The 21,478-nt window shown below is 39.2% G+C and carries 16 protein-coding genes; 13 read left to right on the forward strand and 3 right to left on the reverse strand.

The features are described from left to right. Positions 1–18 precede the first annotated feature (18 nt). From J4N46_RS02475 to J4N46_RS02485, 3 genes are all read right to left on the reverse strand, one after another. On the reverse strand, positions 19–141 hold the full coding sequence (locus J4N46_RS02475; protein ID WP_009416806.1) for a FeoB-associated Cys-rich membrane protein: 123 nt from the start codon (positions 139–141) through the stop codon (positions 19–21). A 4-nt stretch (positions 142–145) separates the two neighbouring features. After that, positions 146–796, reverse strand: coding sequence for an SIMPL domain-containing protein (locus J4N46_RS02480; RefSeq protein ID WP_236013594.1), 651 nt, complete (start codon positions 794–796; stop codon positions 146–148). Positions 797–885: 89 nt separating this feature from the next. Continuing rightward, entirely contained in the window at positions 886–2,928 is a 2,043-nt protein-coding gene (locus J4N46_RS02485; RefSeq protein ID WP_208058037.1) for an HD family phosphohydrolase, read from the reverse strand. Between the two features lie 410 nt (positions 2,929–3,338). Between J4N46_RS02485 and J4N46_RS02490 the strand changes: the two genes are divergently transcribed. The 13 genes from J4N46_RS02490 to J4N46_RS02550 all read left to right on the forward strand — a co-directional run bounded on the left by J4N46_RS02490 (position 3,339) and on the right by J4N46_RS02550 (position 21,423). Next, the gene (locus tag J4N46_RS02490; protein WP_208058038.1) at positions 3,339–4,253 is read left to right on the forward strand and encodes a PorP/SprF family type IX secretion system membrane protein; all 915 of its coding nucleotides are present in this window, start codon (positions 3,339–3,341) and stop codon (positions 4,251–4,253) included. A 40-nt stretch (positions 4,254–4,293) separates the two neighbouring features. Beyond that, the gene (locus J4N46_RS02495) at positions 4,294–6,246 is read left to right on the forward strand and encodes an OmpA family protein (protein WP_208058039.1); all 1,953 of its coding nucleotides are present in this window, start codon (positions 4,294–4,296) and stop codon (positions 6,244–6,246) included. 144 nt (positions 6,247–6,390) lie between these two features. Further along, positions 6,391–8,379: an OmpA family protein gene (locus tag J4N46_RS02500; protein WP_208058040.1), complete on the forward strand. Its 1,989-nt coding sequence runs from the start codon at positions 6,391–6,393 to the stop codon at positions 8,377–8,379. A gap of 94 nt (positions 8,380–8,473) precedes the next feature. Then, entirely contained in the window at positions 8,474–11,827 is a 3,354-nt protein-coding gene (gene mfd, locus J4N46_RS02505) for a transcription-repair coupling factor (protein WP_208058041.1), read from the forward strand. 21 nt (positions 11,828–11,848) lie between these two features. After that, complete coding sequence (locus tag J4N46_RS02510; RefSeq protein WP_009416799.1) at positions 11,849–12,118, forward strand: Imm17 family immunity protein; 270 nt, start codon at positions 11,849–11,851, stop codon at positions 12,116–12,118. 218 nt (positions 12,119–12,336) lie between these two features. After that, positions 12,337–12,582, forward strand: coding sequence for a hypothetical protein (locus tag J4N46_RS02515; protein WP_009416798.1), 246 nt, complete (start codon positions 12,337–12,339; stop codon positions 12,580–12,582). Then, the gene (locus J4N46_RS02520) at positions 12,573–12,872 is read left to right on the forward strand and encodes a type II toxin-antitoxin system RelE/ParE family toxin (protein WP_208058042.1); all 300 of its coding nucleotides are present in this window, start codon (positions 12,573–12,575) and stop codon (positions 12,870–12,872) included. Before J4N46_RS02515 ends, J4N46_RS02520 begins: the two co-directional genes overlap by 10 nt. A gap of 20 nt (positions 12,873–12,892) precedes the next feature. Next, the gene (locus J4N46_RS02525; protein WP_208058043.1) at positions 12,893–14,146 is read left to right on the forward strand and encodes an AAA family ATPase; all 1,254 of its coding nucleotides are present in this window, start codon (positions 12,893–12,895) and stop codon (positions 14,144–14,146) included. A gap of 10 nt (positions 14,147–14,156) precedes the next feature. Then, positions 14,157–14,840 (forward strand): RloB family protein, encoded by a 684-nt coding sequence (locus J4N46_RS02530; protein ID WP_208058044.1) that lies wholly within the window; start codon positions 14,157–14,159, stop codon positions 14,838–14,840. A gap of 8 nt (positions 14,841–14,848) precedes the next feature. Continuing rightward, positions 14,849–17,686: an excinuclease ABC subunit UvrA gene (gene uvrA, locus J4N46_RS02535; protein WP_208058045.1), complete on the forward strand. Its 2,838-nt coding sequence runs from the start codon at positions 14,849–14,851 to the stop codon at positions 17,684–17,686. Positions 17,687–17,734: 48 nt separating this feature from the next. Further along, entirely contained in the window at positions 17,735–18,082 is a 348-nt protein-coding gene (locus J4N46_RS02540; protein ID WP_208058046.1) for a four helix bundle protein, read from the forward strand. A 37-nt stretch (positions 18,083–18,119) separates the two neighbouring features. After that, on the forward strand, positions 18,120–19,562 hold the full coding sequence (locus tag J4N46_RS02545) for an SWIM zinc finger family protein (RefSeq protein ID WP_208058047.1): 1,443 nt from the start codon (positions 18,120–18,122) through the stop codon (positions 19,560–19,562). A gap of 22 nt (positions 19,563–19,584) precedes the next feature. Continuing rightward, a complete protein-coding gene (locus tag J4N46_RS02550; RefSeq protein WP_208058048.1) occupies positions 19,585–21,423 on the forward strand; it encodes a HEAT repeat domain-containing protein in 1,839 nt (612 codons plus the stop codon). Positions 21,424–21,478: the final 55 nt, after the last annotated feature.

Genomic DNA, 21,478 nt, shown 5'->3' on the forward strand with positions numbered 1-21,478 from the left:
TTAGTAATGAGTACAAGTTTAGTGGCATTTACAATTGTGTTCGCCACAACTTCCTTTTTTTTTGCTGAAAAAGAGCTTCTTTATCAAGAAATAAGCAGCTATCATTACCAAAACGTAAGCTACAATACTCTGCATACTCATAATATTATTGTTTTAAAAGTTCAAAAGTTACCATTATAGAAGCCTCTATACTGATGTTACCTGGTGCTAAAGTCTGTTTAGAAGGACTACCCAAAGCAGCAGCTTCTTTCATTCTAAACACTACAGGTTCTTCATCTTGCACCCCAACTTCTTTGATAGTGAGTGCTTTACCTATGTTTTGGTCTAATGTAATAGCGTAAAGCAACGCTTTTTTGCGAGCGTTATCTAAGGCAGCAATGCGAGCATCTTGTGTTATTTTAGCTCTTTCCACTTCAGTAATGTCAAATGATATACCATCTATTTGGTTTACCCCCGCTTCAAACAACTTGTCCATTAGGGTTTCGTATTTAGACAAGTCTGTAAGTTTGATTTTGATATCTTGCGAAATGCGGTATTTGTAAGTTTTAGTATTGTAATCGTATTGTTTTTGAAGCGACACATAGTCTGTTTTAAAGTTTTCCAAAGGAATTTCTTGCTCGTTGATAGCTTGTATAACCTTCGCTATGCTTTCTCCGTTTTTTTGTCGTAGTAATTTCACATCAGTGCCTTCTCTCTCCACACTTAGCGAAATATTAACAATGGTAGGCTCTACATTTATGCTAGCCTCACCCACCACACTTACGGTAGGCACTACATTTTGTGCAACTGTTGTCATTGTTGATGCTAAAGATAATAATATGAATAAACGTTTCATTATAAATAAATTATTTAGTTTTATAGTATAAGTCCAATTACCGTGCCAATCTACTCAGGATAAGCAATCCGCACGTGGTAAATATTGATAAGTTTGTTTTTAAATACCCGTTTGATAGCCTCTATCTCCCTAAACGAAATATCCGAGTTAGCAAATTGGTTGTCGTCTAACTGCTTCTTTACAATCCTATCTACAAATTCGTTAAGTGCCTCGTAAGTAGGGTTTTTAAGGCTTTTAGTAGCAGCTTCTACCGAATCTGCCATCATAAGAATTGCCGTCTCTTTACTGAAAGGTGTCGGACCTGGGTAGCGAAAATCCTCCTCTTTAGCCTCAGGGTTCATCTCCAATGCTTTTTTGTAAAAGTAATAAGTAAGACTACACCCGTGATGCGTGCGGATAAAATCTATAATTCGTTTAGGCAGTTTGTGTTTGTAAGCAAGTTCCACACCATCAGTTACGTGACGAATAATAATTTTAGCACTTTCTTGCGGATTAAGTGTATCGTGCGGGTTATGGCTCGTCTTTTGGTTCTCAATAAAGTACTGTGGGTTTTTCATTTTCCCAATATCGTGATACAAAGCCCCCACACGCACCAATAACGCATTAGCCCCTATTTCGGTAGCTGCGGCTTCAGCGAGATTAGCTACTTGCATAGAATGCTGAAAAGTACCAGGAGCAAGCTCCGAGAGCTGCCGCAGTAATTTAGAATTAGTGTCCGAAAGCTCTAACAGCGATACATCCGATACCAATCCAAAAGCACGCTCGTAAATATAAGTAAAAGGCTGCGAAAAAAGAATTCCTACTCCATTAAGAATGAATAACACAAGTACCGATAGGTCTACCCCCTTCACAGTGCCCTCGGTAATCACGTAAAAAGCCAAATAAATTACTAAGTACGAAAGTGTTATAAGCCCTGCTGAAGTAAAATAACTCAACCTATAATGAGTGTTTTTAGGAGTAATCATTATTGCCATCGTAGCCATTATTTGTATAAAAACAAACTGAAAACTATTAGGCACTATAAACCCCATAATAAACACAGTGCAGATATACATAAAAATTACCGAACGCAAGTCAAAAAACGAACGTAAAATAAGGATCATCATTCCCACAGGCACTATGTAAATATAATGAGCAGCGTGCCTTGCTATTAGCCCCAACAATAGGATTGTACAGAGCATATTTAGCAGGATAACAATCATTTTTAGATTGTTGTGGTATATCTTAGGTTCGTATTTCCTCAAGTACAAGCACATAATCGCCAGCACTATAGCTACTAAAGCATAATAGCCAGCTACCGACCAATTGTAATTATTCTCACTCCACGTTTGTGCTTCATATTCTTCTTTCAATGAAAGCAGCGAATTGAGCTTCTCACCTTCCACCAGCTCCCCTTTGGCAATAATTAGCTTCCCTTTATTCACCCAGCCCCGTGTCGATACAATCTCTTTGAGGTTCTGTTGCAAAGCTTTTTCAGTAAATTTTTCATCTACTACCAAATTCGGACTTAAAATATCAAAGAAAAGGTCGTAATACACCTTGCAGTATTCATTGTAAGGAGCAGCCGCAAAAAAATGATCTACAGCTTCATTCAGCTGTTCCAATGATAGTATAGGTGCTGTAGGTATTGTTTTAATGTGATTGTTATCTTGGATAATTGCAAGCTCCAATCTGTTTTCTGAAGGTCTTTTTAGTAGTACTCCATTTCGGTAACTTTCAGTAATAAAAAGAGCCGCTTTGTCTAATAATTGCTCGCGTTTAGCTTGAGGTAAATGATTGAAATATTCGTTTTTTTTCTGCTGAAATTTTTGTAGAGCAGAAACCGTAGCCGAACTATCTTCGCGATAATAAACCGTAGATTGTTTGATAATCAGTTGTTCCTCCTCTTGTAGTTGTTCTTTAGTTTTTTTTAGCGGAAAGTCAAACGGTGCATAAAGGTTCTCGTGCTGCCACAATTCCCCCTTCCTGAATTCGTATTTAAATTTAGCCCTTTCAGGAAACACCTGCAAGATAAGCACCAAAACCACCACAAGCGCCAACAGCTTGCCATATATAGAAGTCTTAGCAAAAGTCTTAAGTTTTTTAAAGTCCATATATTAGTTGCTAAAGTATGCTGCAAAAATACAAAATAATTTTGAATTATGGATTCTAAATTGTGAATTTTCACCCCCCCCAATTCAAAATTCAGAATTCAAAATTCATAATTCCCCCATCGAACCTTCAGCGAAGGTTGAGCGAAGGTTGAGCGAAGGATGAGCGAAGGAAAGTCAGCGAGCTGGCGCAGCTGAGTATGTGACGAAGGATAAAAAACTATGCGGCTCGCACTGAAGAATAAATCACCTCACTAAGAAAATTTTCTACACTCAAAAAAAATAACAACAAAAAAAATGATAAAAAAATTGATGATTCAAAAAAAAAGTGTAACTTTGCAAAAAATATGCAGTGATTATTTTAGTATCTAACTAAATATCAATAACTAACAATACAAATACACTTTTAAAAGATGATTAAAAAGAGATTATTTTTATGGGTAGCAAGCTTATTTTCTCTTGTTACCTTTGCTCAACAAGAATCGCAATACACACAGTATATGTACAACACTATGCTGTTCAACCCAGGCTACACAGGTTCTCGTGAAGTAGGAAGTTTCTTTGGAATGTTCCGCACCCAATGGGTAGGGCTAAAAGGAGCACCTACTAACGGAAGTATTAGCTATCACCAGCCTATGCAATCTATGCGCAACGTAGGCTTAGGAGGAAGTATCTTTCGCGAAAGTATAGGCCCTCAAAACCAAACCGCTCTAAACGTAGCCGTGTCATACACTATCAATTTTGAGAACTCAAAATTAGTGTTTGGGTTGCAAGGAGCAGGCAATATTTTTGAAATAGATTATGACGAACTAAAGAAACAAGATGCAAGTGATCCATCACTCAGTGGTAAAGAGAGTGTATTCTCACCCAACTTGGGAGCTGGGTTCTATTGGTATACCAATAAGTACTACGTAGGATTTTCAGTACCTAATATGCTTGAAACTACCCACTACAAAGGCAATGCGGTATCAGTACTCAAAAATTCACAACACTTGTACCTTATAGGAGGTTATGTGTTCGATTTAAGCGACACTGTGAAGTTTAAACCAGCAGTGTTAGGAAAAATGTCCTTTGGGGCACCTTTGCAAATAGACGGCTCTTTGAACTTTATGTTTAATGACAAATTTGTGATAGGGGCATCTTACCGCTGGTCAGCAGCATTGAGCGTAATGGCAGGATTCCAAATAAACGATCGTTGGTTTGCAGGCTATAGTTACGATTTTGAAACCACCGACTTGTCTAAATACAATTCAGGTTCGCACGAAATATTCTTGCGTTACGAATTGGTAAAAACATACAAGAAGATCGTTTCACCACGTTTCTTCTAATAAAACAGAATTACAACTATATATTTAAAATATCTAACGAATGAGAATATTAACTTTTAGTGCAGCCTTATTAGGCACTACACTTCTTTTTGCTCAGCCCGAGAAAGAGCTGGAAAAGGCAAATGAAATGTACAACAACTTTTCTTATATCGATGCAATTAAAATTTACGAACGCATTGCCAAGAGAGGATTTGTTAATCAAGAAATGCTTGAGAGTCTCGGAAACTCTTACTACTACAATGCCGAATATAAAAATGCATTGCCTTGGTACAAGCAACTTTTTGAAGGTAATTACCAAATAAAACCAGAGTATTACTATCGTTATGCACAAGTGCTAAAATCTGTAGGCTCATATGATGAGTCCAACAAAATGATGGCTAAGTTCATAGAGCTTACTAATGCTAATGATACTCGCGCAGCAATGTTTGAGCAACATAAAGACTATCAGAAAGTTATTAAGAAAAATTCTGGTCGTTTTCAGTTGAACAACGCAAGCATCAACACCGAAAGCTCAGAGTATGGTACCGCTTTTTATGGTACTAATAAAATCGTATTCTCAGGAGCTGCAAGTGCTAAAAACTCTCGCGGTAATATATCTCAATGGACAGGGGAAGGTTTTTACGACCTTTACGAAGCCGACCATTACGACCAAAAATTAGGTGAAAGAAAAGATTTTTCATCTACTTTGAATACCCCTTTCAACGAATCTACTGCCGCTTTTACTAAAGATGGCAATACTATTTACTTTACACGTAATAACTACGTAAACAAAAAGTTGGGTACCGATATGGAAAACACTATCCTGCTAAAAATACTTCGTTCTACCAAAGATAAAAGTGGTAAATGGAGCAAGGCAGAAGAGTTGCCTTTCAATAGCGACCAGTACAACGTAGCTCACCCCGCACTTTCACCCGATGGTAAGTACTTGTACTTCGCTTCCGATATGGCTGGTTCATTCGGTAACTCCGATATCTATAGAGTTGAAATATTAGCTAACGGACAATTTGGAAAGCCCGAAAACTTAGGTAATATTATCAATACCGCAGGGCGTGAGTCATTCCCATTTGTGTCTGATGACAACGTATTGTACTACTCTTCTGACGGTATACCTGGTTTAGGTGGTTTAGATATTTTTGCTGTTAAATTTAAAGATGATGGCACCAAAACTAAACCTATGAATATTGGTATGCCTGGTAATAGTGCTGATGACGACTTCTGCTTCGTTATAGATGCGAGCACTCGTTTAGGATTCTTAAGCTCTAACCGTCCTGGTGGTAAAGGTCGTGATGATATCTACACTTTCCACGAAGATGTGCCTTTAGAATTTAGCTGCGAACGCCCTATAAAAGTAGTTATTAAAAATGCTAAAACCAAAGAAGTAATCCCTGATGCTACCGTTACCTTGTCCGACAAAGTAATGACTCAGTTAGACAAACAAAAAACGAATGCTGAAGGTGTTTATACTTTTGAAAAAATAGATTGTAATGACGACCCTCGTTACTACTTGCGCGGTGAAAAACAAAAATTTGAAACTGCCGAAGTAAACCTTACCTTAAAAGAAGACGGCGATGATGAGCTTTACGAAATATTGCTCAAACCAAAAGAAGTGAACCTTAAAAAAGGTATGGACTTAGCGAAGGTGTTTGAAATCCAAGAAATTAAATTTGATTTAGGTAAAGCTGATATCCGCCCTGATGCCGAATTAGAACTTATCAAAATTGTTGAGGCTATGAAGGAATATCCTCGTATGAAGATTGATATTCGTTCACATACCGATAGTAGAGGTTCTAGCAGCGCAAATATGAAGTTGTCTGACCGCCGTGCAAAATCTACTATGAACTGGATAATATCTCAAGGTATTGCTAAAAATCGCTTAAAAGCAAAAGGTTATGGTGAAAGTCGCTTGGTAAATCGTTGTAAAGATGGCGTACCTTGTACCGAAGAAGAACACCAACAAAACCGTCGTAGTGAGTTTATAATTACTGCTATGTAATTCCATAGTAATAAAAACATTACTAATCCAAAAGCATCCAAAACTTTGTCAGCGTCTTTTATCCGAAAAAAAGACGCTGGCAAAGTATTTGTTTTTACATAATCATATAAATATAAAAACATAAAACAACTGACAAATATTCTGATGAAAAAACTTCTTTTAGCAATTTTTGCTATCACTACACTACAAATTTCTCTTGCTCAAGATGAAAAAGACGCTTTGCGTAAAGCTGCCAAATATTACAAAAATTTGGACTATATGGAGGCTATTGCTGCTTACGAAAGTATTGCCCGCAAAGGGATAGAACCTCAAGAGCTCTTAGAGAACTTAGGAAACTGCTATTACTACAACGCCGATTATCAACAGGCGAATAAGTGGTATGCAAAACTCTTTACAGGCAAAGATGCCAAAGGAAAACCTTTTAACATCAAGCCCGAATATTATTACCGCTATGCGCAAACTCTTAAAAGTAAAGGCGAGTATGAAGAGTCTGACAAAGTGATGGATAAGTTCGTAGCTATTGCCGATAAAGACGATACTCGCGCGCTTCTATTTATAAAAAATAGAGATTACCAAAACGAGATAAAACGCAATTCCGATAGGTTAGAACTCAACCTGCTTAAGATTAACACTCGTAAATCAGAGTATGGTACAGCTTTCTATGGTGATAACATCGTCTATGCCACTGCCAGCGGGGGCTTCTTGCGCAAACGCTCTGAATGGACAGGCGATAACTTCTATTCGCTCTACGAAGCTAATACCGATAGCTTGCAGGCTTTTAAAAAATCCAAACTCAATGGTATCAATACCAAGTTCAACGAGTCGACAGCTGCTTTTACCAAAGATGGTAATACAATTTACTTTACCCGTAATAACTTTATCAACAACGAGGTAAAAACCAATGGCGACCAAACAGTGTTGCTAAAAATATTCCGTGCTACTAAAGATAAAAATGGCAAATGGGGCAATGTGCAAGAAATGCCTTTCAATAGCAATATTCACAGCGTAGCGCACCCCGCTCTTTCACCCGATGGTAAGTATATCTACTTTACTTCCGATATGAAAGGCTCTATAGGAGCTTCCGATATTTATAGAGCTCCGATACTTTCTTCAGGAGGTTATGGCAAACCTGAAAATTTAGGCGAAAAAATCAATACACCAGGGCGTGAATCTTTCCCTTTTGTGTCGGACGACAATATATTGTACTATTCATCAGACGGTTTCCCTGGTTTAGGCGGACTTGATATCTTTGCCGTAAAACTCAACGAAAATGGCGACCCTATCTCTAAACCTACCAATATTGGTAGACCTGCCAATAGTGCTGAAGATGATTTTTGCTACGTTATCAATAGCCAAACACACATTGGTTACCTTACCTCTAATCGTCCCGAAGGGCGTGGTAGTGATGATATTTATAGTTTTTATGAGCATACACCTTTGCGTTTTACCTGCCAATATAGCCTTAAAGGTATAGTGAAAGATAATGCCACAGGTAAAGTTATACCCCAAGCCAAAGTGAGCCTTTTCGGAGCTGATAAAAAACTAATGGAAGAAGCTGTAGCCGATGAGGAAGGTCGTTTTACTCTTAAATATACTGCCGATTGTGGCGATTTGCGTTTGCTTTTGAAATCTGAAAAAGAACAATACAACCCCACTGAACAGCCTTTGGCACTCAATAGCACCAAGGAGGTATTTACAGATTTGCGTATGACTCCTATACCTGTAGTGGTAGAAGAGAAAAAAGAAGAAAAAATGGAAGTGGGTAAAGACCTTGCTAAAATGTTACAAATTGATAATATCTATTTTGATTACAACAAGTCTAATATACGTAAGGATGCAGCAGAACAGCTTGCTAAGATTGTAGCTATAATGAAAGAACACCCTACAATGAGAGTAGATGTACGCTTGCATACCGATAGTAGAGGTTCTGATAAATACAACTTAGCCTTGTCAGAACGCCGAGCTAAATCAACTGTACGTTGGATAGTATCTAAAGGTATTAAAAAGAACCGCATTACAGGTAAAGGTTATGGCGAAACTCAGTTGGTAAATGATTGTACTAACGATGTGCCTTGTACTGAAGAACAACACCAACAGAACAGGCGTAGTGAGTTTATTATCATAAGTTACTAATTTAACAAAAGAGGCTCTAAAAAAGCCTCTTTTTTATTGCTTGTCGTGCCGCGACTTGGAAATTATTTATTACTTTTGCCACATTTCTTGATAAATGGTTATTAAAACGGTGGAATTATTACAGTTATTTTCGCAAAGTAAAGCTTATCAGCACCTCATCGAGGAGCTAAAACAACATCGCAACTGCCAAATTGATGGGCTGGTAGGAGCAGCGCTATCAGTAGTGGTAGCCAATCTTTTTTTTCAGAAAAAGCAACATCTGTTTTTGCTATTGCCCGATAAAGAAGAAAGTGCTTATTACTTGAATGATTTAGAAACACTTATAGGCGAAGAGCGGGTGCTCTTCTTTCCCGATAGCTATCGCCGTCCGTACCAAATAGAGGATACCGACAATGCCAATGTGCTACTGCGGGCAGAAGTCTTAAATCAATTGAGCCATAGCAATAAGCCGTTGGTAGTAGTATCCTACCCCGAAGCCTTGTTCGAGAAGGTGATCACTCGCAAGCAATTAGAAAAAAACACACTCAAAATCAGTAAAGGCGACAACCTAACCATTGATTTCCTCAATGAAGTACTCTTTTCATATAATTTCCACCGCACCGATTTTGTTACCGAACCTGGTGAGTTTTCGGTACGAGGGGGAATTGTAGACATCTTTTCATTTTCTAATAATGAGCCTTATCGCATTGAGTTTTTTGGTAATGAAGTTGAAAGTATTCGCATTTTTGATGTAGAAACTCAGTTATCAAAACTCCGATTAGAACAAATTACCGTAATTCCTAATGTAGATAACAAAGAAAGTGAAGAGGTGCGCCAATCTTTTTTGGAGTACATCAGCGAAAAAACGCTTTTTATAGCCAAAGATATAGGCTTGATGCCCCCAAAAATAGACAAACTTTTTGCTAAAGCTACCGATATATACAACAAAATGGAGCAAGGGGTAAAGCGTACTGCCCCAGAGGAACTTTATTGTCAATCAGGAGAATTGCAAAAACAGCTGGAACGCTTCCTGCAAGTGAACGTACATACCGCTTTTTCACCCACCAAAGCACAGCATCAAGAGGTGATACTTCCTTTTTCTACCTTGCCCCAACCTTCTTTCAACAAACAGTTTGAACTGCTCATTGCTTACCTAAACGACAAGCACGCCGAGGGCTATCAGAACTATATATTGTGCGGCACCGAGCAGCAAGCAAAGCGTTTTCACGATATATTTGAAGAAATGGAGCAGAAGGTAGCCTACCAAACGCTACAGCTGTCGCTACACGCAGGTTTTGTAGATAACGAACTGAAAATAAACGTTTTTACCGACCACCAGATATTTGAGCGCTACTATAAATTTCAGCTGAAAAACGGCTATGCCAAAAAGCAAGCAATAACCCTCAAAGAGCTGATGCAACTAGAGGTAGGCGACTATGTTACCCATATCGACCACGGAATAGGCAAGTTTGCTGGCTTGCAAAAAATAGAAGTAGAAGGCAAGCAACAAGAGGCTATCAAGCTGATTTACGGCGATCGCGATGTACTATTTGTCAGCATTCACGCCTTGCACAAGATAACCAAATACAACGGCAAAGACGGCAAGCCGCCCAAAATATACAAGTTGGGGTCAGGAGCGTGGAAAGCCCTCAAACAGAAAACCAAAGCACGAGTAAAAGAAATAGCTTTCAACCTTATTCAGCTATACGCCAAACGCAAAGAGGCACAAGGCTATGCCTTTGCGCACGACAGCTATATGCAGCACGAGCTGGAAGCCTCATTCCTCTACGAAGATACCCCCGACCAAAGCAAGGCTACTGCCGAAGTAAAAGCCGATATGGAAAGTACAAAACCTATGGATAGGTTGGTTTGCGGCGATGTGGGCTTTGGCAAAACCGAAGTGGCTATCAGGGCAGCCTTTAAGGCAGTGGATAACGGCAAGCAGGTAGCGGTATTAGTGCCTACTACGGTATTGGCTTTTCAGCACTACCAAACTTTTAGTCAGCGAATGAAAGATTTTCCGGTGCGCATCGATTATCTGAATCGTTTTCGCACCGCTAAGGAGAAAAAAATCATTTTGGAAGAACTCGCCAAAGGGCAGCTGGACATCGTTATCGGCACGCACCAAATAGTGGGCGAAAAGGTACAATATAAAGATTTGGGGCTGCTGATAGTAGATGAGGAACAGAAGTTTGGGGTAGGGGTGAAGGACAAGCTCAAAACCCTAAAAGAAAACCTTGATGTGCTCACGCTTACGGCTACCCCTATACCGCGAACCTTGCAGTTTAGCCTTATGGCAGCTCGCGACCTTTCGGTTATCAATACGCCACCGCCTAACCGCTATCCTATCGATTCGCAAGTGATACCTTTTAGCGAAGAGGTGATACGCGATGGTATTCGCTACGAAATACAACGCGGTGGACAGGTATTTTTTATGCACAATAGGGTTGAAAACATCAGGGAAGTTGCCGGTATGATACAGCGTTTGCTACCCGATGCCCGTATAGCCATAGGACACGGACAAATGGAGGGCAAAAAGCTGGAAGAAACGATGCTTGCCTTTATGGAAGGAGCATACGATGTGCTGGTGGCTACTACTATTATTGAGAGTGGATTGGATGTGCCCAATGCTAATACTATTTTTATCAATAACGCTCATAACTTCGGCTTGTCCGACCTGCACCAAATGCGTGGTAGGGTAGGGCGTAGCAATAAAAAAGCGTTCTGCTACTTCATCACCCCCCCACTGATAGCAATGAGCGATGATGCCCGCAAGCGTATAGAAGCAATAGCCCAGTTCTCCGATTTGGGCAGCGGACTTAACATCGCAATGAAAGACTTAGAAATCAGAGGGGCAGGCGACTTGCTTGGCGGTGAACAAAGTGGTTTTATCAACGAAATTGGGTTCGATACCTATCAAAAAATATTGCAAGAAGCCATAACAGAACTCAAAGAAAACGAATTTTCAGCCTTGTATCATACCGAAGAGGAAAATAAAACCTATTTAGTAGATACACAAATAGATACAGACTTTGAATTGCTCTTCCCCGACACCTATGTCAATAGAGTAGCCGAACGATTGAACCTATATAACGAGCTAAGTAATATCACCGATGAAGATGTATTGCAAAAGTACGAGCGCAACCTTATCGACCGTTTTGGTAAGTTACCCCCTCAGGCTATCGACCTGCTGAACAGCGTACGTGTAAAATGGTTGGCGACCCGTATGGGGATAGAGAAACTCGTAATGAAAAACGGAAAGATGACAGGTTATTTTATAGCCGACCAGAATAGTCCGTTTTATCAGAGTGCGCGTTTCCAAAAATTGCTTCTTTTCGTACAGCGATACCCCAAGCAATGCCGATTACAAGAAAAAGAAACCCGCAATGGGCTACGCTTACTAATACTCTTTGACAGTATTAACACCGTGTATCAAGCGTTGAAAGTGCTACAGCAAATAGAAGCGTAATAATTTTTAATATTAAACTCTATGAAAACATTATTAAAAGAATTGATAGGAAATAACCCTATTATACTCGGTATTATTTTTCTTTTGGTTACTGCTTTTGGTATTTGTTATATCATTGGAGCTGTAAAAAATTGGGATTGGCTATATAACCCAAATCCTTATGGAAGTTTGATTCAAAGAGCCAGTCATTTTTTAGGTCGTAAAACAGCACGTGTTCTTGGCTTTATTTTTGGTATTGTTTTAACAGTAATAGGGATTTTTGCCTTCTATGACCGTTGTTTTCCCCATTAATGTGAGCTCGTAGAATAAAGTTCAAAACTTTCCTAAAGTTAAACCTCAAAATTTATATACTATGCCAAACCTAAAGCATACCCTCACCGAACCTTGAGCGAAGGATAAGCGAAGGATAAGCGAAGGATGAGCGAAGGAAAGTCAGCGAGCTGTAAAATTATCAGTTCTTAATTGTTAATTGTCAATTAATTATTATCTTTGCCAAAAATATAAGGATTATGAGTGTAGTGAGATTACAAGCAACAATACAAGATTCGGACGTTCCATATTTAGAGAGATTTCTAAAAGGTATATCTGCTACTGATATTAAATTTGAAGATGAAGAAAATTATTTTGATATTCTTTCTACTGAAGACCTTGAAATGATAGCAATATCAAAAGAACAAGGCAATCTTGGTATGGTGACAAAAAATGAAGATGTTTTTAAGGAGATTAGAGAGCTAAGAGAAAGAAAATGGAAATAGTTTGGACTGATAAAGCAAAAGAAAGGCTTAAAGAAAATCTTGAATTTTGGGATATACATAATGGAACACCTTCTTTTTCAGATAAAATATTATTGGAAATTCAGAGATTAATGTTTGAACTTTCTAATAATCCCATTTTTTTAGGGCGTTATAACAAAGATTTAAACCTATATGTAAGAGCTATTCTTAAAGGTAGGTACTTAGTGTATTTTCAAGTTAAAAGTGAAGATAATAGAGAATATATTGAAATTCAATACTTTTTAAGTTCAAAACAAAAACAATTGTTTTAAGATAAAACAGCTTTAGAGATATGGTAGTGCTACAAGATTTTAGTTTTGGTAATTTTCGTTCGTTTAAAGATATTCAAACTTTGAGTTTGTCTAAAGCCCATTTGGCTTCAGCAAAAGATAAGTTATTAGAGCCTACTCACACTTTTGAATATCAGGCACACTCATTTCTGAAAACAAAAGCTATTTACGGAGCCAATGCCAGCGGTAAGAGCAATGTAGTAAAAGCCCTCAATACTTTCTTGAAAATATTATCCGATTCGGTAAAGAATGCAAAAATACTTTCAGAAGTAAATAGCTTTTTTATTAACAAAAGTACGCCTTCTTTTTTTCAGATGATTTTTTGGATAGATGAGGTAAAATATCGCTATGGCTTTGAGGTAGTAGAAGGCAAAATAACAGCCGAATGGCTCTATGCAGAGAAAGCTAAAAGCGAACTTTGTTATTTTATAAGAGAAGAACAACAAATTATAGCGTTAGATACTACTCACTTTGCTGAAGGGGCTATCTATATCAACCTTACCCAACAAGGCGAAGATACCCAAGAGTTACTTACCGATACCAGCTTATTTCTTACAGTGTTGGCATCGTTTGGCTTTGGTAAAACATCCAAACTTCTAATTAGCAACCTTAGCCAAATAAATATTATCAGTGGCTTGAGCGAACCTACAATGATGAGTTATGCCAAAGAAGCACTCAAAAATAAAGATAAGAAACGTTTTATACTCAATTTGCTAAAAAAAGGTGATACTTCTATTGAAAATTTACAATTATTAGATATTACCGACTTTGAAAATGCTGAAAATTCTCAGAAAGATTATTTGGTAGTAGCTAAAAGTATAGGCGAAGAAGAGGCTGATAGAGATATGATTTATTCTTTTGAGCATTATGAGTCGGAAGGTACTCGCAAACTCTTTGAGCTGAGTCCTTATCTGTATGAAGCTATAAAAGAGGGGCACCCCTTAGTGATAGACGAATTTGATGCGCGTTTCCACCCACTGCTTACCAAGCGTATAGTACAGCTTTTTAATTCGGAAGAAAACCAACATACCCAATTTATTTTTGTTACCCACGACACTTCATTGCTGAGCAATACTCTGTTGAGGCGCGACCAAATAGAGTTTGTAGAAAAAGATAAGCAAGGGGCGAGTCATCTGTATGCCTTGGCTGAAATAGAAGGGGTAGAGGCAGAAACTTCTTTTGAGAAAGATTATATACACGGCAAATATGGGGCTGTACCTTTAGTAGAAGATTTTACCGAATTAGTAACCAATTAACCAGAAAACAATGGGAAAGAAAACTAAAGCTGTAAAAGTAACCGACAAGGGAAAACCTTGGGAAAAACAGAAAGCCGCTTACCAATATCAGCCTCTGAAGTTAGCAAATAAAACTATACTGATAGTGTGCGAGGGGCAAACAGAAGAATGGTATTTTAGAAAGTTCTCTGTGGTGAGCCTTTCGGTAAAATGCGTCAATCTGCAAGGACAATCTAAGCTAAATTTGGTGCGAGCTACTGAAGAAATTATCAAAGATGATGATTACACTTTTGATGAAGTGTGGTGTGTATACGATATGGATGTACGCGATATAGATAAAGACTTTGCAAACTTTGATAACTCAATAGAAAAAGCTAAAAAGCTGAACTATAAAGTGGCTTATTCTAATGATTGTTTTGAACTTTGGCTCTTATTACATTATAAAAATATAGAAAATAAGTATAACAGAGATTATTATTACGCAGAACTCAGCAAAATATTTCAGATAAACTATATAAAAAAAGGTAAAAAGATAGATTTTTGTAAAAATCTTTATGGTTTATTACAAAAAGATAGTAACGCATCAGAACAAGAGGCAATAAAACGAGCCGAAAAACTATATGTTGCTAAAAAGCATCTACCTTATCATAAACAAAAACCTGTAACCTTAGTATATCAATTAGTGCAGTTGCTGAATGAATATAAGAAAGATTAAACAAGAAAATGAAAAAAAACACTACTAATATAACCCCTGTAGAAAACCTTGAAGTGCAAGGGGCACGGGTGCATAACCTCAAAAATATAGACCTTAGCATACCTCGCGAAAAGTTAGTAGTTTTCACAGGGCTTTCGGGTAGTGGCAAGTCGTCATTAGCATTCGATACTATTTATGCCGAAGGGCAACGCCGCTATATAGAAACTTTTTCTGCCTATGCTCGTCAGTTTCTCGGGGGGCTCGAACGTCCCGATGTAGATAAAATAGACGGGCTCTCGCCAGTGATTGCTATTGAACAAAAAACAACTTCCAAATCACCACGCTCTACCGTAGGTACTATTACCGAAATATACGACTTCTTGCGCTTGCTCTTTGCGCGGGCTTCTGATGCTTTTAGCTATACCACAGGTGAAAAAATGGTGAGCTATAGCGATGCCCAAATACAAGAGCTCATCACTAAAGAATACAATGGCAAACGCATCAATATATTAGCCCCCGTAGTGCAATCGCGCAAAGGACATTACCGCGAACTTTTTGAGCAGATAGCCAAACAAGGCTTCGTGAAGGTACGCACCGATGGCGAAATACGCGATATAGAAAAGGGTATGAAGCTCGACCGCTACAAAACACACGATATAGAAATCGTTGTAGACCGTATGCAGATAGACGATACCGATGATACCCAAAAACGACTGCAAGAAACCATCAAAATAGCGATGAATTACGGCGATGATGTGCTAATGGTATTAGAGCAAGACAAAACCAAAGCGCAGTACTTCAGTCGCCACCTGATGTGTCCTTCTTCGGGTATCTCCTACCCAATGCCAGAGCCTAACACTTTCTCTTTCAACTCTCCTAAAGGGATGTGCCCACACTGCAATGGTTTGGGCGAAGTGCAAGAAATTAACCTTGCTAAAATTATCCCCGACCCATCGCTATCTATCAAAAACGGAGGTATTGTTGCCATAGGCGAACAGAAAAGCACTTGGATTTTTAAGCAGTTAGAGCTCATCGTTCAAAAATTCGGGCATAAACTTTCTGACCCTATTGATAAGCTACCCCAAGAAGCTATGGATATTATTCTGCACGGCGGCAAGGATAAATATGCTGTAAAATCGGAGGTAATGGGGCTTACGCGCAATTTTGAAATTGATTTTGAGGGAATTATTAGCTTTATCAAGAGTCAGCACGAGAATACCGATATGACAGCTATCAAGCGTTGGGCAGAAGAGTTTATGGATAATGTGCCTTGCGAGCATTGTCACGGCACACGTCTGCGCAAAGAAGCATTATACTTCAGAATAGCCGATAAAAATATAGCTGAACTTTCAGCCTTAGACATTACTGACTTATTAGCGTGGTTTAAAGAATTACCCCAACATATTTCTACCAAACAACAGAAAATAGCTTCCGAAATCATCAAAGAAATTACTACCCGCTTACAATTTCTTATAGATGTAGGGCTTACCTACCTATCGCTGAACCGCAGTTCAAAATCGCTTTCAGGGGGTGAAGCACAGCGCATACGCTTAGCCACCCAAATAGGTTCGCAGCTCACGGGGGTACTCTACATTTTAGACGAGCCCAGCATAGGCTTGCACCAACGCGACAATCAGCGGCTTATCAACTCGCTCAAATCACTGCGCGACATAGGCAATTCGGTAATTGTGGTAGAACACGATGAAGAGATGATACAAGAGGCTGATTATGTGGTGGATATAGGTCCTAAAGCAGGAGTAAATGGAGGTGAAATCATCTTCAAAGGTACCCCTAAAGAATTGCTAAAAGCCAATACCCTCACTGCCGACTATATGAGCAGGCGCAAGCAGATAGAAGTGCCAGCCGAAAGGCGCAAAGGCAATGGCAAAGAGATTATTCTAAAAGGCTGCACGGGCAACAATCTGAAGAACGTAACAGTCAAATTCCCCTTGGGGGTGATGATAGGCGTAACAGGGGTGTCGGGGAGTGGTAAATCTACCCTTATCAATGAAACATTGTATCCTATCCTCAACGCTCATTTTTTCAACGGCGTAAAAAAGCCAATGCCTTATAAAAGCATCGAGGGCTTAGAGCATATCGACAAGGTTATTGATATAGACCAATCGCCTATTGGGCGCACACCGCGTTCAAATCCTGCAACTTATACGGGGGTTTTCAACGAAATACGCACTCTTTTCACCCAAGTGCCCGAGGCGCAAATACGCGGTTATAAACCTGGGCGTTTCAGTTTCAACGTCAAAGGCGGTAGATGCGAAACCTGCGAAGGCTCAGGAATGAAAGTAATAGAAATGAACTTCCTGCCCGATGTATATGTGCCCTGCGAGACCTGCAAAGGCAAGCGCTTCAATCGCGAGACCCTCGAGGTACGCTACAAAGGCAAGTCCATAGCCGATGTGCTTGATATGACTATTAGCGAGGCGGTGCAGTTCTTCGAGCCTATTCCTAAAATATACCGTAAGCTCAAAACTATTGAAGAGGTAGGGTTGGGCTACATCACTTTGGGGCAACAATCTACTACCCTTTCAGGGGGGGAAGCCCAACGGGTGAAGTTGGCTACCGAGCTTTCTAAAATAGATACGGGCAACACTTTTTATATATTAGACGAGCCTACCACAGGGCTTCATTTTGAAGATGTAAAAGTACTCTTAGAAGTCCTCGATCGTTTGGTAGATAAAGGCAATACCGTGCTGGTGATAGAGCATAATATAGATGTGATACGCAAGGTAGATTACATTATAGATATAGGCTACGATGGCGGCAAAGCAGGTGGCGAAGTAGTGGCTTTTGGCACCCCTGAAGAAGTAGCAAAAAACAAGAGAAGCTTCACCGCAGAGTACTTAAAATAATTCTGAATTTTGATTTCTGAATTATGAACCAATGTAAATAATAAAGTTATGAAAAATAATATTATTAAAGATAAGACTTTCGATTTTGCTCTTCAAGCAATTGAATTGTATAAGATACTGAAATGGCAAAATGAGTTTGTAATATCAAAACAATTATTGCGTAGTGCTACAAGTATTGGAGCCAATGTAAATGAAGCATTGGCAGCTGAAAGTAGGGCTGATTTTATTCATAAATTAGCAGTTGCAAATAAAGAAGCAAAAGAAACATTTTATTGGTTGCAATTGTTAAGCAGAAGTCAATTGATTAGCTTTGATTACACTACCTATATAGAGAAAACAGATGAAATTATAAAAATACTGACAAGTATTATAAAAACTACCTCTGAAAAAAAGTAACAGAAATTCAAAATTCAAAATTCAAAATTCATAATTAATGGAGATTTCGCAACAAAAAATTGAAGAACTTGCTCCGAATGCTGAAGCAGCAAAAAAAGGGCGAGAATTGCACAAAAAAGGTAAGTTCGCTAACCTGAAAATTAGTGCCGAAAAGAACCTAATATGGGGCGAGTGTGCAGGTAGTGGTAAGAACCCTTACTATTGTTCTGCCGACTATCTTGATGAGCACAACCCTGTGTTTCGCTGCAACTGCCCTAGTAGGCAGTTTCCGTGCAAACACGCTATCGGGTTGCTTTACTGCTATGAGGCTGATGCTTCGCAATTTGCTGAAGCTGAGGTGCCGGAAGATATCCTTTCTAAACGCAATAAAATAGAAAAAAAACAAGAGAAAAAAGCCCAAGAAAAGGAGAGTATTAAGGAAAAAGCCGAAAAACCTAAAAAGGTGAACAAGGCGGCTTTCACTAAGAAAATAGATGCACAGCTCACCGGTATAGAAACTGCCCAAAAGTTGCTGCGCGACATCGTAAATACAGGGCTTTCATCAGTAGATGCCAAACTGCGCGCTACTCTGAAAGCACAGATAAAAGAGCTGGGTAATTACTATATCGGCGGCATACAAACCGCCTTCAATAACCTGCTGCTATCAATAGAAGAAGTAGAAAACGAAGAATATACTGAGGTAGTAAACAATCTGAACTTCCTTTCGGCTTTACTAAAAAAAGCAACCGACTACCTCAAAGCGCGCAAAGAAGACCCAGAAGGCACGCCTGAATTGTCATCGGCTATTGAAGAGCAAATAGGCTACGTATGGAAGCTGGTCGAACTAATGCAATATGGTCAGTATGAAGAAAATGCAAACCTTGTACAGCTCTCGTTTAATAGTTACGACAATGAGGCGCGCAAAGAGTACGTGGATGAGGGTGTATGGCTGAACCTCAAAACCGGAAAAATATACAAAACACTCAACTATCGTCCTTATAAAGCCGCTAAATACATCAACGAAGATAACAGCGTATTTAGTGTATTGCAGCTAAAAGATTTGTACATCTACCCAGGTGACCAAAACCCGCGTATCCGTTGGGAGGCAGAGGGGAGTGTTGAGCGTCCGTTGCAAAAAGACGATTTGGCTACCCTCAAAAGCTGGGCTTCAACGCAGTTTGCCGAAACTGTCAAATCAGTAAAAAACACGATTAAAAACCCACTGATGGATAAGCAGCCCGTAGTGCTATTGGCACTGCACAAAGCCTACCTAAAAGGCGATAACTTGGTAGTAGAAGATGCTAATGGTTTTGCCCTTACCCTGAAAGATATTGAAGAAGGAGCGGTATCGCCTACTGCCAACCTAAGAGCCTTCTTGCCTGCCAATGCCGAAGGGCTTTGCCTAACAGTGATGATGCACAACGACATAAAAAGTGGCTTGCTATCAGCACAACCGCTTTCGCTCATTACCCCCGATAAGATTGTTCGTTTATTGTATTAGCAACTTAACAAATTGAAAAAGAATGAAACCTTTATACGAATTACAACAAGAATTAAATCGCTTATTTATAGCGGGAAGTAAGTTTGCTAAGAACGACCCTCGCTTGCAGAAGCATATTCCTATACTCAAAAAATTAGGCGAGAAAGCCCCTGTTTTCAATAAATTAGCCCAAGATGTAGAAGAATTATTGCAGCTTGATGCCCAGCAATCGGCTGAAAAGTTGTTATCACTTTCTACTTTGCTTTATTCTGTGCTTTATACGCAAGGCACTACTACTGAAGAGGGAGCAGCTGTAGCCAACCAAGTGCCGAATGTAGCCCTTTCTGACGTGAATACTCAGTACTCATACTTGCAGTTAAAACCTGTACTACAAGCTCTTACCGAAAGCAAATCAGGGCGTTTAGAGACTGTAAAAGATGCTTATGAGCGCGGTATTTTCAAAGACTCTCGTACCTTTGGCTATTTGAGTTTTGCCTTGGCAGACAAGTATTCAGAGTTAGCCGATTATATAATGGAGGTAGTAATTCCTGCTAACGGCAAGGCAATGTTACCTTTCTTAGCAACCGACTTTAAGTTAGAAGACAAGGTAGAGAATGTACGTCGTTTGCGCTTGCTCTATAAGCTCGGTTATGCCGAGGTAGACGGGCTTATCGATAAAATATTTGCAGAAAGTTTGCCCAACCTACAAGCCGAAGCTATAGCGATACTTTCGGATAAAAAAGATGAGAAGACCGAAGATTTTATCATCAGTCTTACAAGCGATAAAAATAAAACGATACGTGGGGCAGCCTATAAAGCATTGGCAAAAATCGGCACACAGCGCTGCATTGATAAGCTATACGAGTTGTACAGCAACAACAAGCAGAAAGGAAACGGGGAACTGTTGGCAGAAGCGATAGCCTCAGTTCCATTAGCCACGCAGTATCAGCCATTCCTTCAGAAAGTACGCGAACGCTTTGAAGCGCTGCTTTCAATGGACGAAGCAGACGAAAAAGCCCTAACAGCAGCCTTTGAGCGATTGCCTATAGAGTGGGAGATTCTCAAACACAAAGATTATCCTGAAACGTATGCACTATTGGGTGAGATTTTAAGCAATAAACGATTTGATGCAATGGCTAAAAAGCGTTCAGCAAGCAATTATAACATAGCCCCTTGCTTGAATGAAATACTCTACACTTTTGATAAAGATAAAGTATTGTCTTTCTATGAGCAATATGCTACTGATGTTTTCGGCAATACTTGGACATCGCCATTAGCTATAAACTATCTCTATCGTGTTTTAGATAGCAAAGAGCGTTTCAGCAGAGAGAAGCTATACGAGGTCTTTGCACCACAATTTAATAAAGCGATTAATGCCCAATATATGATAGAAGCCTTAGCAGGCACTACTTCAGGCACTACTTATCGTTATTATGGTTACTATGGTGGATATTACGATAAAAAACCTCTTGCTAAAGAAGAGTTAGACCCGCGTTGGGCAGACTTGCTTTGCAATTACTTAGCAAGTGCAAAAGGTGATAATAGTCTTAATACCGATGCCCTTATGGTGTTAGATCGTATAGAAGAAGACAGCGAGCGTGTAAACTATCTTATTACTAAGGCATTGGCTAAAAGTTCAGCTTATACTCTAGAACGTCTTTACCGCCTGATAATAAAGCGCAATATGCCTAATAAGTTTGAAGTGTTATATGAGTCGTTGGCAAAAATGCCTAAAAGCAACCAGTATTATTACTGCACAATAGTAGAAGATGATAACTTTTGGAAGCCTTTCCCTAAAGAATATGCCCAAAAGTTCCGCGAGCTACACGAGAAAACAAAGCTCGATATTTTTAAGGAAATAGCGTGGCAAATAGAGAAATAATAACACTTCTCATTTGTCATTTGCCATTAAATTACTATCTTTGCACCCTAAATAA

It is taken from the genome of Capnocytophaga bilenii (assembly GCF_017565765.1).
In the GTDB taxonomy this organism is placed as follows: Bacteria; Bacteroidota; Bacteroidia; order Flavobacteriales; family Flavobacteriaceae; genus Capnocytophaga; species Capnocytophaga bilenii.